This window comes from Streptomyces mexicanus (assembly GCF_902506575.1).
In the GTDB taxonomy this organism is placed as follows: domain Bacteria; phylum Actinomycetota; class Actinomycetes; order Streptomycetales; family Streptomycetaceae; genus Streptomyces; species Streptomyces mexicanus.
The window spans coordinates 4,559,856-4,573,604 of the sequence record NZ_LR732544.1 but is presented as its reverse complement, the minus strand read 5'-3'; the positions used below and the strand labels follow the sequence as shown (position 1 = coordinate 4,573,604).

At 71.7% G+C, this 13,749-nt stretch carries 14 protein-coding genes and 1 pseudogene; 9 read left to right on the top strand and 6 right to left on the bottom strand.

Annotation, left to right across the window (positions count from 1 at the left end):
• Positions 1–43 precede the first annotated feature (43 nt).
• The 5 genes from glmU to GV126_RS20550 all read left to right on the top strand — a co-directional run bounded on the left by glmU (position 44) and on the right by GV126_RS20550 (position 4,768).
• Positions 44–1,489, top strand: coding sequence for a bifunctional UDP-N-acetylglucosamine diphosphorylase/glucosamine-1-phosphate N-acetyltransferase GlmU (gene glmU, locus GV126_RS20570; RefSeq protein WP_159668915.1), 1,446 nt, complete (start codon positions 44–46; stop codon positions 1,487–1,489).
• Between the two features lie 169 nt (positions 1,490–1,658).
• Positions 1,659–2,633: a ribose-phosphate diphosphokinase gene (locus GV126_RS20565; protein ID WP_159668912.1), complete on the top strand. Its 975-nt coding sequence runs from the start codon at positions 1,659–1,661 to the stop codon at positions 2,631–2,633.
• 258 nt (positions 2,634–2,891) lie between these two features.
• On the top strand, positions 2,892–3,482 hold the full coding sequence (locus GV126_RS20560; RefSeq protein ID WP_159668909.1) for a 50S ribosomal protein L25/general stress protein Ctc: 591 nt from the start codon (positions 2,892–2,894) through the stop codon (positions 3,480–3,482).
• A gap of 82 nt (positions 3,483–3,564) precedes the next feature.
• On the top strand, positions 3,565–4,176 hold the full coding sequence (gene pth / locus GV126_RS20555; RefSeq protein ID WP_159668906.1) for an aminoacyl-tRNA hydrolase: 612 nt from the start codon (positions 3,565–3,567) through the stop codon (positions 4,174–4,176).
• A gap of 52 nt (positions 4,177–4,228) precedes the next feature.
• The gene (locus GV126_RS20550; RefSeq protein ID WP_159668903.1) at positions 4,229–4,768 is read left to right on the top strand and encodes a hypothetical protein; all 540 of its coding nucleotides are present in this window, start codon (positions 4,229–4,231) and stop codon (positions 4,766–4,768) included.
• A 50-nt stretch (positions 4,769–4,818) separates the two neighbouring features.
• Here the strand turns inward: GV126_RS20550 and GV126_RS20545 are convergent, their stop codons facing one another.
• Both GV126_RS20545 and GV126_RS37200 read right to left on the bottom strand, forming a co-directional pair.
• Positions 4,819–7,119, bottom strand: a complete 2,301-nt coding sequence (locus tag GV126_RS20545) for a phosphoenolpyruvate carboxylase (protein WP_438947878.1) — start codon at positions 7,117–7,119, stop codon at positions 4,819–4,821.
• Positions 7,120–7,176: 57 nt separating this feature from the next.
• A pseudogene (locus tag GV126_RS37200) lies at positions 7,177–7,675 on the bottom strand (phosphoenolpyruvate carboxylase); the annotation flags it as partial.
• A 342-nt stretch (positions 7,676–8,017) separates the two neighbouring features.
• Here GV126_RS37200 and GV126_RS20535 point away from each other — a divergent pair.
• Complete coding sequence (locus GV126_RS20535; RefSeq protein ID WP_159668900.1) at positions 8,018–9,028, top strand: acyl-CoA desaturase; 1,011 nt, start codon at positions 8,018–8,020, stop codon at positions 9,026–9,028.
• Positions 9,029–9,035: 7 nt separating this feature from the next.
• Complete coding sequence (locus GV126_RS20530; protein ID WP_159668897.1) at positions 9,036–9,701, top strand: TetR/AcrR family transcriptional regulator; 666 nt, start codon at positions 9,036–9,038, stop codon at positions 9,699–9,701.
• A gap of 11 nt (positions 9,702–9,712) precedes the next feature.
• On the opposite strand, the gene GV126_RS20525 is transcribed toward GV126_RS20530, so the two are convergent.
• Together GV126_RS20525 and GV126_RS20520 are read right to left on the bottom strand one after the other, a co-directional pair.
• Positions 9,713–10,072, bottom strand: a complete 360-nt coding sequence (locus GV126_RS20525) for a VOC family protein (protein WP_159668894.1) — start codon at positions 10,070–10,072, stop codon at positions 9,713–9,715.
• Between the two features lie 4 nt (positions 10,073–10,076).
• Positions 10,077–10,907, bottom strand: coding sequence for a trans-aconitate 2-methyltransferase (locus tag GV126_RS20520; protein WP_159668891.1), 831 nt, complete (start codon positions 10,905–10,907; stop codon positions 10,077–10,079).
• A 107-nt stretch (positions 10,908–11,014) separates the two neighbouring features.
• Between GV126_RS20520 and tamR the strand changes: the two genes are divergently transcribed.
• A complete protein-coding gene (gene tamR, locus GV126_RS20515; RefSeq protein WP_028421704.1) occupies positions 11,015–11,512 on the top strand; it encodes a MarR family transcriptional regulator TamR in 498 nt (165 codons plus the stop codon).
• Here the strand turns inward: tamR and GV126_RS20510 are convergent.
• Positions 11,471–12,262, bottom strand: coding sequence for a LuxR C-terminal-related transcriptional regulator (locus GV126_RS20510; protein WP_159668888.1), 792 nt, complete (start codon positions 12,260–12,262; stop codon positions 11,471–11,473). The genes tamR and GV126_RS20510 overlap by 42 nt on opposite strands.
• 290 nt (positions 12,263–12,552) lie before the next feature.
• On the opposite strand from GV126_RS20510, the gene GV126_RS20505 reads away from it, so the two are divergent.
• Positions 12,553–12,999: a GNAT family N-acetyltransferase gene (locus tag GV126_RS20505; RefSeq protein ID WP_159668886.1), complete on the top strand. Its 447-nt coding sequence runs from the start codon at positions 12,553–12,555 to the stop codon at positions 12,997–12,999.
• 99 nt (positions 13,000–13,098) lie between these two features.
• Here the strand turns inward: GV126_RS20505 and GV126_RS20500 are convergent.
• On the bottom strand, positions 13,099–13,749 hold a 651-nt coding region (locus tag GV126_RS20500), incomplete at its 5' end, for an adenosylcobinamide amidohydrolase (protein WP_159668883.1).

Sequence of the window (13,749 nt, the reverse complement as noted above, 5' to 3'; positions counted from 1 at the left end):
ATCCTGCGGATGTCCACCCCACCCCACAGCCGAAGGGCATCCCGTGAGCGCCATCCGCCCGGCAGCCGTCGTCGTTCTCGCAGCGGGTGAGGGCACCCGTATGAAGTCGGCCACACCGAAGGTCCTGCATGAGATCTGTGGCCGTTCCCTGGTCGGGCATGTGCTCGCTGCTGCGCGTGAGTTGGAGCCGGAGAACCTGGTCGTCGTGGTCGGCCACGCGCGTGAGCAGGTGACCGCGCATCTGGCCGAGGTCGACTCCCAGGTCCGCACCGCCGTGCAGGACAAGCAGAAGGGCACCGGGCACGCGGTCCGGATGGGCCTGGAGGAGCTGGGCGGGGCCGTCGACGGCACCGTGGTCGTCGTGTGCGGGGACACCCCGCTGCTCACCGGCGAGACGCTGACGAAGCTGGCCGCCACGCACACCGAGGACGGCAACGCCGTCACCGTGCTGACCGCCGAGGTGCCGGACGCCACCGGCTACGGCCGCATCGTGCGCGACGCCGGCGGCGCGGTGACCGCGATCGTGGAACACAAGGACGCCACCGAGGAGCAGCTCGCGATCCGGGAGATCAACTCCGGGGTGTTCGCGTTCGACGGCCGGCTGCTGGCCGACGCGCTGGGCAAGGTGCGGACGAACAACAGCCAGGGTGAGGAGTACCTCACCGATGTGCTGGGGATCCTGCGGGAGGCCGGTCACCGGGTGGGGGCCTGTGTGGCCGCCGATCACCGGGAGATCGCCGGGATCAACAACCGGGTGCAGCTGGCCGAGGCGCGGCGGATCCTGAACGACCGGCTGCTGACGGCCGCGATGCTGTCGGGCGTGACGGTGGTGGATCCGGCGACGACCTGGGTGGACGTGACGGTGACGTTCGAGCAGGACGTGACGGTGCTGCCGGGCACGCAGCTGCACGGGGCGACGCATCTGGCCGAGGGCAGTGTCGTCGGGCCGAACAGCCGGTTGACCGACACGAAGGTGGGGGCCGGTGCGCGGGTGGACAACACCGTCTCCGACGGGGCCGTGGTGGGTCCTCAGGCTTCGGTGGGGCCGTACGCGTATCTGCGGCCGGGTACGCGGCTGGGGCTGAAGTCGAAGGTGGGCACGTACGTCGAGACGAAGAACGCCCGGATCGGCGAGGGCACGAAGGTTCCGCACCTGTCGTACGTCGGGGACGCGACGATCGGCGAGTACACCAACATCGGTGCGGCGAGCGTGTTCGTGAACTACGACGGGCAGGACAAGCACCACACCACGGTGGGCTCGCATTGCCGTACCGGTTCGGACAACATGTTTGTGGCACCTGTCACGATCGGGGACGGCGCGTACACGGCCGCCGGGTCGGTGATCACGCGGGACGTGCCGCCCGGTTCGCTGGCCGTGGCCCGTGGTCAGCAGCGGAATATCGAGGGTTGGGTGGCGCGCAAGCGTCCGGGGAGTGCCGCGGCGAAGGCGGCCGAGGCGGCGTCGGGGAAGCCGGAGAGCGAGGGCTGACCGGAACCAAGGGCGCCGAACTCGGCGTACCGTGATAAGTGCACACCCGCACCCCTACCAGCTGAGACGGCCTCTCGCGCACGGTTTGGACACGTGCGCACGGTTTGACACGGTTGACGAGGTCATCTCGACATCCAGCTGCGAACACCCCCTTCGAGGAGACACTGCTGTGACCGGGATCAAGACGACCGGCGTGAAGAAGATGATGTTCTTCTCCGGCCGCGCCCACCCCGAGCTTGCCGAGGAAATCGCCCACGAGCTGGGTGTCGGGGTCGTCCCGACGAAGGCGTTCGACTTCGCCAACGGTGAGATCTATGTGCGCTATCAGGAGTCGGCCCGTGGCGCGGACTGCTTCCTGATCCAGAGCCACACTGCTCCGATCAACAAATGGATCATGGAGCAGCTGATCATGATCGACGCGCTCAAGCGTGCGTCGGCCCGTTCCATCACGGTCATCGTGCCGTTCTACGGTTACGCGCGGCAGGACAAGAAGCACCGGGGACGTGAACCCATCTCGGCGCGTCTGGTGGCGGACCTGATGAAGACGGCCGGTGCGGACCGCATCCTGGCGGTGGACCTGCACACGGACCAGATCCAGGGCTTCTTCGACGGCCCGGTGGACCACCTGTTCGCGCTGCCGCTGCTGGCGGACTACGTGGGCAGCAAGGTGGACCGCTCGAAGCTGACGATCGTGTCTCCGGACGCCGGCCGGGTGCGGGTGGCGGACCGGTGGTGCGACCGGCTGGGCGCGCCGCTGGCGATCGTGCACAAGCGGCGGGACAAGGACGTGGCGAACCAGGTCACGGTGCACGAGGGCGTCGGTGATGTGAAGGGCCGGGTCTGTGTGCTGGTGGACGACATGGTCGACACCGGTGGCACGATCTGCGCGGCGGCGGACGCGCTGTTCGCGCACGGCGCGGAGGACGTGATCGTGACGGCGACGCACGGTGTGCTGTCGGGTCCGGCGGCGGACCGGTTGAAGAACTCGAAGGTGAGCGAGTTCGTGTTCACGAACACGCTGCCGACGCCGGGTGAGCTGGAGCTGGACAAGATCACGGTGCTGTCGATCGCGCCGACGGTGGCGCGGGCGGTGCGTGAGGTGTTCGAGGACGGTTCGGTGACGAGCCTGTTCGACGAGCAGTGACGGTCACGCGCTGACGGTCACGCGCTGACGATCGCGCAGGAACGATCACTCTGGTGATCGCCGGGGACCGCCCGGAGATCGTTTTTGGTTCGGCCTCCCTGGCTGGGTAAACTGCTGCAGTTGCTCGGCGAGGGAGGCCGTGGCCGTTTCACAGACGGGTACGGCGGTCCGTAATCGACGCGCTCTTCGTAGCAGGCCGTTCGTTGGCCGGGTGACCCCGACCGTTGTTCCCGTACTACTACGAGGAGTGAGAAGAGCATGTCCGAGGTGAAGCTCTCCGCCGAGACCCGTACCGAGTTCGGTAAGGGTGCCGCGCGCCGTATCCGTCGCGCCGACAAGGTTCCGGGTGTGCTGTACGGGCACGGCTCCGAGCCCCTGCACCTGACCTTCCCGGGCCACGACCTGCTGCTGGCGCTGCGTACGCCGAACGTCCTGATCTCCCTGGACATCGACGGCAAGACCAACGAGCTGGCGATCCCGAAGGCCGTGCAGCGCGACCCGCTGAAGGGCTTCCTGGAGCACGTCGACCTGCTGCTGGTCAAGCGGGGCGAGAAGGTCACCGTCGACATCCCGGTGCACACCGAGGGCGAGCTGGCCCCGGGTGGCAACCTGCTGGAGCACGTCCTGGACGCGCTGCCGGTCGAGGCCGAGGCCACGCACATCCCGGAGCAGGTGACCGTGTCCATCGAGGGTCTTGAGGCCGGTGCCTCGATCCACGCCAAGGACATCACCCTGCCCAGCGGTGTGTCGCTGGCCATCGAGGAGGACGCCGTGGTCCTTCAGGTCCTGCAGGCGCAGGCCGAGGAGGCCGCGGAGGGTGAGGGCGAGGCCGAGGAGACCGAGGCCTGATCCTCTCCCCCTTTCGTCGTTTCGCCGGCCGCTGCTTCCGTACGTGTGTGCGGGGGCGGCGGCCGGCGCGTATCAAGGAGACATGCACGTGAGCACTCCGGCGACGTCCGCGCAGGCCCCGTGGCTGATCGTCGGCCTGGGCAATCCCGGACCGGAGTACGCCATGAACCGGCACAACGTGGGGTTCATGGTGGCGGATCTGCTGGCCGACCGTATCGGGGGCCGGTTCAAGCGGGCGGGCAAGGCGCAGGCCCAGGTGGTGGAGGGCCGGATGGGTCCGCCCGGGCCGGGCAGCCGCCGGGTGGTGCTGGCCAAGCCGATGTCGTACATGAACCTGTCGGGCGGGCCGGTGAACGCGCTGCGGGACTTCTACAAGGTGCCCCTCGCGAACGTCGTGGTCGTGCACGACGAGCTGGACATCGACTACGGCACGCTGCGGCTGAAGCTGGGCGGCGGCGACAACGGGCACAACGGGCTGAAGTCGCTGACGAAGGCGATGGGCCGGGACTACCACCGGGTGCGGTTCGGGATCGGGCGTCCGCCGGGGCGGATGCCGGTGGCGGACTTCGTGCTGAAGGACTTCTCCGCGGCGGAGCGCAAGGAGCTGGACTACTTCGTGGACCGGGCGGCGGACGCGGTGGAGTGTCTGCTGGCGGACGGGCTGGAGCGGGCGCAGAGCGCGTACAACTCGTGACGTTGCGGGCGCCCGGCCCCCAGGGTGTTGACCGGACGTAGGGGTATGGCCAATGATCCCGGCCATGCCTGCCGCCGCCCCCGCAGCCGCCCGCCGTTCCTCCCGCTCCCCGCGTGCCTCGCAGCAGGGCCGTACGGCCGCGGGTGCGGCCCGCAGGGCCTCCTTCGCCGCGCTGCGGTTCGGCCGGGTGGTGACCACGGGCGCGGTGGCGGCGCTGCTGTTGATCGCCGGGGTGTGGGCGTCCTGGAGCAGTGCGCCGTACGTGATGCTGACCAAGGGCCGCGAGCGCGGCACGGTCGAGGTGACGCACTGCGCGGGCGAGACGTGCACCGGCCCGTACACGCCTGTGACGCCGGGGTCGAAGGCCCGGGACCGGGTGGAGGTCGACGCGGTCGCGGTGCACAAGGGCGGCAGGTACGACGTGGTGGTGAAGCCGGGCACCGACCGGGTGCTGCGCTCGGGCCCGGCCGGGGTCCTGTACGCGTGGGCTCCGCTGGGCGGTGCGCTGCTGCTGGCCTCGGTGGTCGTGGCGGGCGGGGGGGGGGCGGGCCGGGGGGCCCTGGGGGGGGGGGCGGCCCCTTTATACCACTGACGCGGCCCGCCGGTCCCGTTGCTGGTCCCTTCGCCGCCGCCGCCGCCTGGTCAGCCGGTGTTGCGCAGGCCGGCCGCCACGCCGTTGACGGTCAGCAGCAGGGCGCGGGCCAGCAGCGGGTCGACCTCCTGGCCGGCGGCCACCGCGTCGCGCTGCCGCTTGAGCAGGGCGACCTGGAGGTAGGAGATCGGGTCCAGGTAGGCGTCGCGGATGGCGAAGGTCTGCTTCAGCACCGGCTGGTGGTCGAGGAGTTCGGCCTCGCCGGTGACCTTCAGGACCTCGGCGACGGTCAGCTCGTGCTCGGCCTTGATGACGTCGAAGATGTGCTTCAGCTCATCGGGTACGAGGGTGTCGACGTAGTGCTGGGCGATGCGCAGGTCGGTCTTGGCGAGCGTCATCTCGACGTTGGAGACGAAGTTGCGGAAGAAGTGCCACTCGCGGTGCATCTCCTCCAGCACGGTGTCCAGGCCGGCCTCGCGCAGCGCCTTCAGACCGGAGCCGACACCGAACCAGCCGGGGACGATCTGCCGGGACTGGGTCCAGCCGAACACCCACGGGATGGCACGCAGGCCGTCGAGCGAGACACCGGAGCCGGGCCGGCGCGAGGGCCGGGAGCCCAGGTGCAGGTCGGCGAGCTGGTCCACCGGGGTGGAGGCGAGGAAGTACGCCGGCAGGTCCGGGTCCTCCACCAGGCGCCGGTAGGCGGCGTGGGCGGCGTCGGAGACGACGTCCATGGCCGCGTCCCAGCGGGCCAGGGCCTCGGTGGACTGGCGGGGCGCGGTGTGCAGGGCGGAGGCCTGCAGGGTGGCCGCGACGGTCAGTTCCAGGTTCTCCCGCGCCAGGGACGGGATGAGGTACTTGTCGGAGATGACCTCGCCCTGCTCGGTGACCTTGATCTCGCCCTCCAGGGTGCCCCAGGGCTGGGCGAGGATGGCGTCGTGGGTGGGGCCGCCGCCACGGCCGACGGTGCCGCCGCGGCCGTGGAAGAGACGCAGCCGCACCCCGTAGCGGTGGGCGACGTCGCGCAGCCGGCGCTGGGCGCGGTGGATCTCCCACTGGGAGGTGGTGATGCCGCCGAACTTGGAGGAGTCGGAGTAGCCGAGCATGACCTCCTGGACGTCTCCGCGCAGCGCGACCAGGCGCCGGTAGGAGGGGTCGGAGAGCATGTCCTCCAGGATCGTGTCGGCGGCGCGCAGCTCCTCGGTGGTCTCCAGCAGCGGCACGATGCCGATCTTCGCCCAGCCGGCGTGCAGGTCGATCAGGCCGGCCTCCCGGGCGAGGACCGCGGCGGCGAACACGTCGTCGGCGCCCCGGCACATGGAGATGATGTAGGACTCCACGACCTCGGGCCCGAAGACCTCCAGGGCCCGCTTCACCGTCTGGAACACGCCGAGGGTCTTCTGCCCGGCCGCGTCGACGGGTGCGGGGCTGGGGGCGAGGGGCCTTCTGGACCTGAGCTCCTTGGCGAGCAGCTTGGTGCGGTACTCGCGGGGCATGTCGGCGTAGCGCCAGGATTCCTCGCCGAGCCGGTCGAACAGCTGGCCGAGGGCGTGGTGGTGGGCGTCGGCGTGCTCGCGGACGTCCATGGTGGCCAGCTGCAGGCCGAAGGCGGCCAGGGTGCGGATGGTGCGGGCGAGCCGGCCGTCGGCGAACAGGCCGCCGCGGTGGGCGCGCAGGGAGTCCTGGACCAGGCGCAGGTCGGCGAGGAGTTCGGCGGTGCCGAGGTAGTCGCGGCCGGCCTCGTGGGGGGTGCCCTTGGCCAGGCGCTGCTTGGTGTTGACGAGCTTCTGGCGGATGCAGGTGGCCTTGAGCCGGTAGGGCTCCTCGGCGTTCAGCCGCTTGTAGCGGGGGCTGATCTCGGGGAGGTTGTCGAGGTCGGTCTGCAGGGAGGCGAGCAGGTCCTCGGTGGCGCCGGTGTAGCGGATGGAGTTGGACATCAGCCCGCGCAGCTCGTCGATCATGTCGAGCGCGTCGTTGATGCCGTGTTCGTGCTGGAGGATCAGCACGTCCCAGGTGACCTCGGGGGTGACGTTGGGGTTGCCGTCGCGGTCGCCGCCGATCCAGGTGCCGAAGGTGAGGGGGCGGGTGTCGTCGGGCAGCTTGACGCCGACGCGCTCCAGTTCGGCGGTGAGGTCCTCCAGGACGTCGCCGACGGCGCCGGCGTGCAGTTCGTCCAGGTAGTAGATGGCGTTGCGGGCCTCGTCGGTGGGTTCGGGGCGCACCACGCGCAGTTCGTCGGTCTGCCAGACGAGGTCGATGTTCTCGGCCAGGCGGGTGTCCAGGCGGCGCCGGTCGGAGGCGACGACCGGGGTCTCCAGCAGTGCGGCGATGCGGCGCAGCTTGTTCAGCACCGAGCGGCGGGCGGCCTCGGTGGGGTGCGCGGTGAACACCGGGCGGGCGGGTGTCCAGGCGGCGCCGGTCGGAGGCGACGACCGGGGTCTCCAGCAGTGCGGCGATGCGGCGCAGCTTGTTCAGCACCGAGCGGCGGGCGGCCTCGGTGGGGTGCGCGGTGAACACCGGGCGGACGTTGAGGTTCGCGACGGTCTGGCGCAGGTGCTCGGGATCGGCGTCCTTGAGCCGGTCGGCGGTGCGGGCCAGCAGGCCGCCCTCGGCGGCGCGGCGGGCGCGCAGCTCACGGCCGCGGTGGACCTGTTCGGTGACGTTGGCGAGGTGGAAGTAGGTGGAGAAGGCGCGGACCAGCTTGGCCGCGGTCTCCAGCTCGGTGCCGCGCAGCAGTTCGGCGGCGGCTTCGCCGTTCTCCCGGGTGAGACGGCGTACCTTTTCGACCAGTTCGAGGAGTTCGGGGCCTTCCTGCCGCACCAGGGTCTCCCCGAGGAGGTCCCCCAGTCGGCGGATGTCGGCGCGCAGCTCGCTACTGGTCGTCGTCTGGTCGTCGGCACTGCTCACAGGTGCGGCTCCTTGCAGATCGTAAGGTGCGCCGCGCCAGCGGATCCTCGTAAGGGGCGGTGGCGGGCGACGGGTGGGATCGTCTGGGAGGGGAACCCGGACGGGTGCCGCGCGCGGCGGGTGCCGCATACGGGCCGGGCATCCGGGAAGGAATCTTCAGAGCGGACCGCGCTGTCCGACCGACTCCAAGTCTAGGTGTCGGACGGGACGCGCAGGCCAGGGGCTCTTGCCGCGAGGCGACCCACTGCCATACTTACGTTGCCGTAGGTTACGGAACCGTAGGGAGTTGGGTACCCGAACCTCCGGAACATGTCTCGACCCTCGACCCCCCAGGGGACGCCCATGACCCAACGCTCCTCCGACGTGATCGACGAAGCCCCCCGGGCGACGGCCGCCGCGCTGCCGTCCGCCACGCTGGGTGGCGAGCAGAAGCGTTCGATCGAGCAGATCACGCTGCTGCTGTTCATCACCGTGCCGTTCCTGGCGCTGCTCGCCGCGGTGCCGCTGGCCTGGGGGTGGGGGGTGAGCTGGCTGGATCTCGGTCTGCTGGTCTTCTTCTACTTCCTCGGCTGCCACGGCATCACGATCGGTTTCCACCGGCACTTCACCCACGGGTCCTTCAAGGCCAAGCGGCCGTTGAAGATCGCGCTGGCGATCGCCGGCTCGATGGCCGTCGAGGGCCCGCTGGTGCGCTGGGTGGCCGATCACCGCCGGCATCACAAGTTCTCCGACCACGAGGGGGACCCGCACTCGCCGTGGCGCTACGGGGAGACGGTCCCGGCGCTGATGAAGGGCCTGTGGTGGGCCCATGTGGGCTGGATGTTCGACGAGGAGCAGACCCCGCAGGACAAGTACGCGCCGGATCTGATCAAGGACCCGGCGATGCGGCGGATCTCCCGGCAGTTCGCGTTGTGGACGGCGGTGTCGCTGCTGGCGCCGCCGCTGATCGGCGGGCTGGTCACCCAGTCGTGGTGGGGCGCGTTCACCGCGTTCTTCTGGGGTTCGCTCGTCCGGGTGGCGCTGCTGCACCACGTGACGTGGTCGATCAACTCCATCTGCCACGCGGTGGGCAAGCGGCCGTTCAAGTCCCGGGACCGCTCGGGCAACGTGTGGTGGCTGGCGATCCTGTCGTGCGGCGAGTCCTGGCACAACCTGCACCACGCCGACCCGACCTCCGCCCGGCACGGTGTGGAGCGCTGGCAGCTGGACTCCTCGGCGCGGATCATCCGCTGGTTCGAGCAGCTCGGCTGGGCCTACGACGTGCGCTGGCCGTCACGCTCGCGTATCGATTCCCGCCGCACCACCGACGATCGCGGCTCCCGGCGCCGGAAGGAGCCGGTCAAGGCGGCATGATGGAGCCGTGGCGACCGACTCGAGCAGCACCTCCAGCAATGACAAGCCGCGGCGAGCTCGCCGCACCCGAATGACCGGTGCCGAGCGCCGCCAGCAGCTGCTGGAGATCGGTCGCACGCTCTTCGCGGCGAAAGGCTTCGAAGGCACCTCGGTGGAGGAGATCGCGGCCAAGGCCGGGGTCTCCAAGCCGGTGGTGTACGAGCACTTCGGCGGCAAGGAGGGCCTGTACGCGGTGGTGGTGGACCGGGAGATGCGGCGGCTGCTGGAGATGGTGACCAGCTCGCTGACCGCCGGCCACCCCCGCGAGCTGTGCGAACAGGCGGCCTTCGCCCTGCTGGACTACATCGAGGAGTACACGGACGGGTTCCGCATCCTGGTCCGTGACTCCCCCATCCCCCAGTCCACGGGTTCCTTCGCCTCGCTCATCTCGGACATCGCCACCCAGGTGGAGGACATCCTGGGCCGCGAGTTCAAGTCCCGCGGCTTCGACCCCAAGCTGGCCCCGCTGTACGCCCAGGCCCTGGTCGGCATGGTCGCCCTGACCGGCCAGTGGTGGCTGGACGTCCGCCGCCCGAAGAAGGCCGAGGTCGCCGCCCATCTGGTGAACCTGGCCTGGCACGGCCTGGACGGGCTGGAGCCGAAGCCGCGGCTGATAGGGCACCGCAAGGCGTAGGGGTTCGGGGGCTACGCCGGCTCCAGGAACTCCAGCCGGTTGCCCACCGGATCGCGGGAGTAGAAGCGGCGGTGGCCCGGCAGGTCGTCGTCCCAGGTGACCGGGGCGCCGTGTGCGGCCAGGCGGGCCGCGTACGCCTCGATGTCCGTCACCCGCAGGCCCGGGTGGGCCTTGTGCGCCGGGCGGAAGTCCTCCTCCATCCCCAGGTGGAGCTGTACGGTCCCCGCCCGGAACCAGCAGCCGCCGCGTGCGGCGAGGACCGGCGGCTTGGGGATCTCCGTCATGCCCAGGGCGTCCGCGTAGTAGGCCCGCAGGCGGTCCTCGCAGCCGGGCGGGGCGGCGAGCTGGACGTGGTCGATCGCGCTGAGCACCGTCTCACGCCTCCTTGGTCGCCACCGCGAAGACGCGGCGGAAGGGGAAGGGGGTGCCGTGCGGGCCGGGCGGGTAGGCCGCGCGCAGGGCGGCGGTGTACTCGGTGAGGAACGCCTCGCGCAGGTCCGGGTCGTCGGCCAGGGCGGTCAGGACGGGGCGCAGGCCGGTGCCCTTGATCCAGTCCAGGACCGGGTCCCGGCCCGGCAGCAGATGCAGGTACGTCGTCTCCCACACGTCCACCGCGCAGCCGAGGCCGGTCAGCCGCTCCAGGTACGTCTCGGGGGTGTGCACGGCGTCCGCGTGGCGCAGGACGCCGGCCAGCCGGTCCCGGAAACGGGCGGACTCCGCCAGCTCGCGCATCAGGCGGTGGGTGGGCGCGGAGAAGTTGCCGGGGACCTGGAGGGCGAAGGTGCCGCCGGGCCTGAGGGCCGCCACCCAGTCGGCGAAGCGCTCCAGGTGGCCCGGCACCCACTGCAGGGTGGCGTTGCTGACGATCAGGTCGCAGGGCTGGTCGGGCGTCCAGGTGCGGGCGTCGGCGTGGGCGAAGTCGAGGCGGCCGCCGCCGGGGGTGGGGCCGGCGTGGTCCACCTCGGCCCTGTCGAGCATCTCGGGCGAGTTGTCGTAGCCGGTGATGTGCGCGGTGGGCCAGCGGCGGGCGAGCAGCGCGGTGACGTTGCCCGGGCCGCAGCCGAGGTCGGCGATGCGGGGCGGCCGGCCGTGCGCCGGGGCGGGCAGGTCGGGGATCCGGGCGAGCAGGTCGGTGAAGGGGCGGGCGCGGTGGTCGGCGTGGCGCAGGTACTGTGCGGGGTCCCAGACGGGGCTGTGGTCGGTCATGGTGGCCTCCTCGGGGTCTGTGCCCACCCTGCCCCGAGACATATCTCGACGTCAAGAGAGTTGATGTCAAGAGACTTCATGTCGACACAACCACTACACTGAGCGTCATGGAGGACGAGGTCGATCGACTGGTCGCAGCGTGGCGCCGGGAGCGCCCGGACCTCGACGTGGAACCGCTCGAGGTGCTCAGCCGGGTGAGCCGGCTGGCCCGGCACCTGGACCGCGCACGTCGTCTGGCGTTCTCCGAGCACAGCCTGGAGCCCTGGGAGTTCGACGTGCTGACCGCGCTCCGGCGCGCAGGGGCGCCGTACCAGCTCTCGCCGGGGCAGCTGCTCACCCAGACGCTCGTCACCTCGGGCACGATGACCAACCGCATCGACCGGCTGGCGAAGAAGGGGCTGGTGGAGCGCCTGCCCGACCCCAGCGACCGGCGCGGCGTGCTGGTCCGGCTCACGGACGAGGGCCGCGACCGCGCGGACCAGTCGCTGGCGGGCCTGCTGGAGCAGGAGCGGGCGATCCTCGGCGAGCTGTCCGCCGCCCAGCGCGCGGAGCTGGCCGGGCTGCTACGCCAGCTGACCGCCCCGTTCGACAACATCCCCGGCTAGCCCGTCCCCGCTCAGGTCGGCCGGCCCCACACCGGCCCGGCGGGCCAGGGCCACCGCGGCGAGCGTGGAGTGCACGCCGAGCTTGCCCAGCACGTTCTGCATGTGGGTGCGGACGGTGTGCGGGGACAGATACAGGCGCTCGGCGACGGCCTTGCGCCCCAGGCCCGCCACCATGCAGCGGAGCACCTCCCGCTCGCGCGGGGTCAGCGACTCCACCAGGCGCTCGCTCTCGGTGCGGTGCTTGCGGGCGGCGGTCAGCTCGCGCAGGACGCCGGTGAGCAGGGCCGGCGGCAGATGCGTCTCGTCGCGCAGCACCCCGCGGACGACGGTGAGCAGCCGGGACAGCGAGCAGTCCTTGGCCACCCAGCCCGAGGCCCCGGCCTGCAGGGCGAGCGCGGCGCGGTGCGCATCGTCCTTCTCGGCGAGGACGACGGTGCGCACCCCCGGGTGGGCGCCGCGCACCCCGGCGACCAGGGAGATGCCGTCCACCAGCCCGTCGGCGGTGCCCTCCGGCACCGGCTGCACCGGCACGACGGCCCGCCCGCCGGGGGCGCTGTGCCCGAGGTCGGCGTCGACGAGCGCCACGTCGAAACGGCGGCTCTCGGCGGCCGCCCGCTCCAGGCAGCGCAGCGCCGCCGGGCCCGATCCGGCCGCGGAGACCTCGACGTCCGGCTCGGCGGCCAGCGCGGCGGCGAGCGACTCGGCGAAGATGCGGTGGTCGTCCACGACCAGGACTCGGATGCGTTGCACTGAAACCCCCTTCCCCAAGCTCCCGGCGGAGCAGGGGATTCCCGTCATCAGGGCGGGCGGACACCTGTGGTGAGGCCGGCGGGCCCGGGTACGGCATCGGCGTGGCCGCCACGACCGCACGGCCGCCGCCCTGCGGAATGGCTACCCCCACGCCGGGCGCCGTACCCGGCTGTCTCGCCCCCTGATCGGCACCGGCCCCCACCGGTACCGTTCCTCAGAGTACGGCCGGGGGCCGGGAGGGGAAGGCAATTCGCGGAACTGACCGTGAGGTGCGGTCTATGGTGTGCCGCATGTTTCGTATTGAGGCAGAAGTAGACAACGAGCGCCGCGATCTGCTCCGCTCCCGCCTCCGCGACACGAACACCGCCGCCTCCCCGGCGCTGGCCGCCCTGAGACAGTCCCCCGCCGGACGCGAGGAGCCGCTGCACGTGTGGGCGACGGACCCCTCCGGTGCCCTGGCCGGCGGCCTGGTCGGCCACACCTGGGCGAACTGGCTGCACGTGGCCTACCTGTGGGTGGACGCCCCCCTGAGGGGCGCGGGCCTCGGCTCCCGGCTGCTGCGGCGCGCCGAACGCATCGCCCGCGACCGGCGCGCGTGCACCGGCGCTCGCCTGGAGACCTGGGACTTCCAGGCCCCGGACTTCTACCGCCGGCACGGCTACAAGGTGGTGTGCGCGATCCCCGACTATCCGCCGGGCATCACGGAGTACACCCTGATCAAGCCGCTGGGACAGTGAGCCAGGCGGCCGGTCCCCGATTCCCCGGGTCGGCGGTGAACCACGCCTGAACGGTGCGTGGTCGGGGCAAGGAAGCCGGGCGGCCCTACCGCCCGTGGCTCAGTGGTGCGGCAGGGCGGCGTGGACCGCTCGGTGGACCGCGCGGGCCAGGCGGGCGCCCCAGAGGGAACGGGGGCCGGCGAACGCGTGCGGCGTCTCGCCGGGGGCGGGGGTGCGGGCGGCCACGCACACGGCGTCGGTGGGGGTTCCGGAGCAGTCGAGGCCGGCTTCCACGAGCGCCTGCACCTTGGCCTCGGTGACGGTGGTGACCGCGTTGACCAGGGCGGCGTCGGTCAGGGGCACGGGCAGGGCGGCGATGATGTTGATCGTGCCCGGCCGGCCGGGCAGGGAGGTCCCCTTCTCCGGGGACGCGGCCCAGCCCCGGACCGATATGCCCGCGGTGACCACCGCCTCCGCGCCGCCGTCCGCGGCCTGGCCGTGGCGCGAGACGTCGGCCGCCGTCATCAGGCCCACGCCCGGCCCGCGCAGCCCGGCCTCCTCGGCCAGGCGGGCGAGGTGGCGGTCCGGGTCGGTGCGCCGGTAGCCGTGGGCCACCTGGGCGTTGAGGACCCAGCCCCGCTCGCCGATGCCGCCGCCGAGCACGGCGGTGCTGATCATCCGCACGCCCGGGCCCGCCCGCCACAGCAGCGCGTGCAGCCGCTCGCCCTGCTCGACGCGGGGCAGCAGCCGGACGTCACCGAGTCCGGTGGG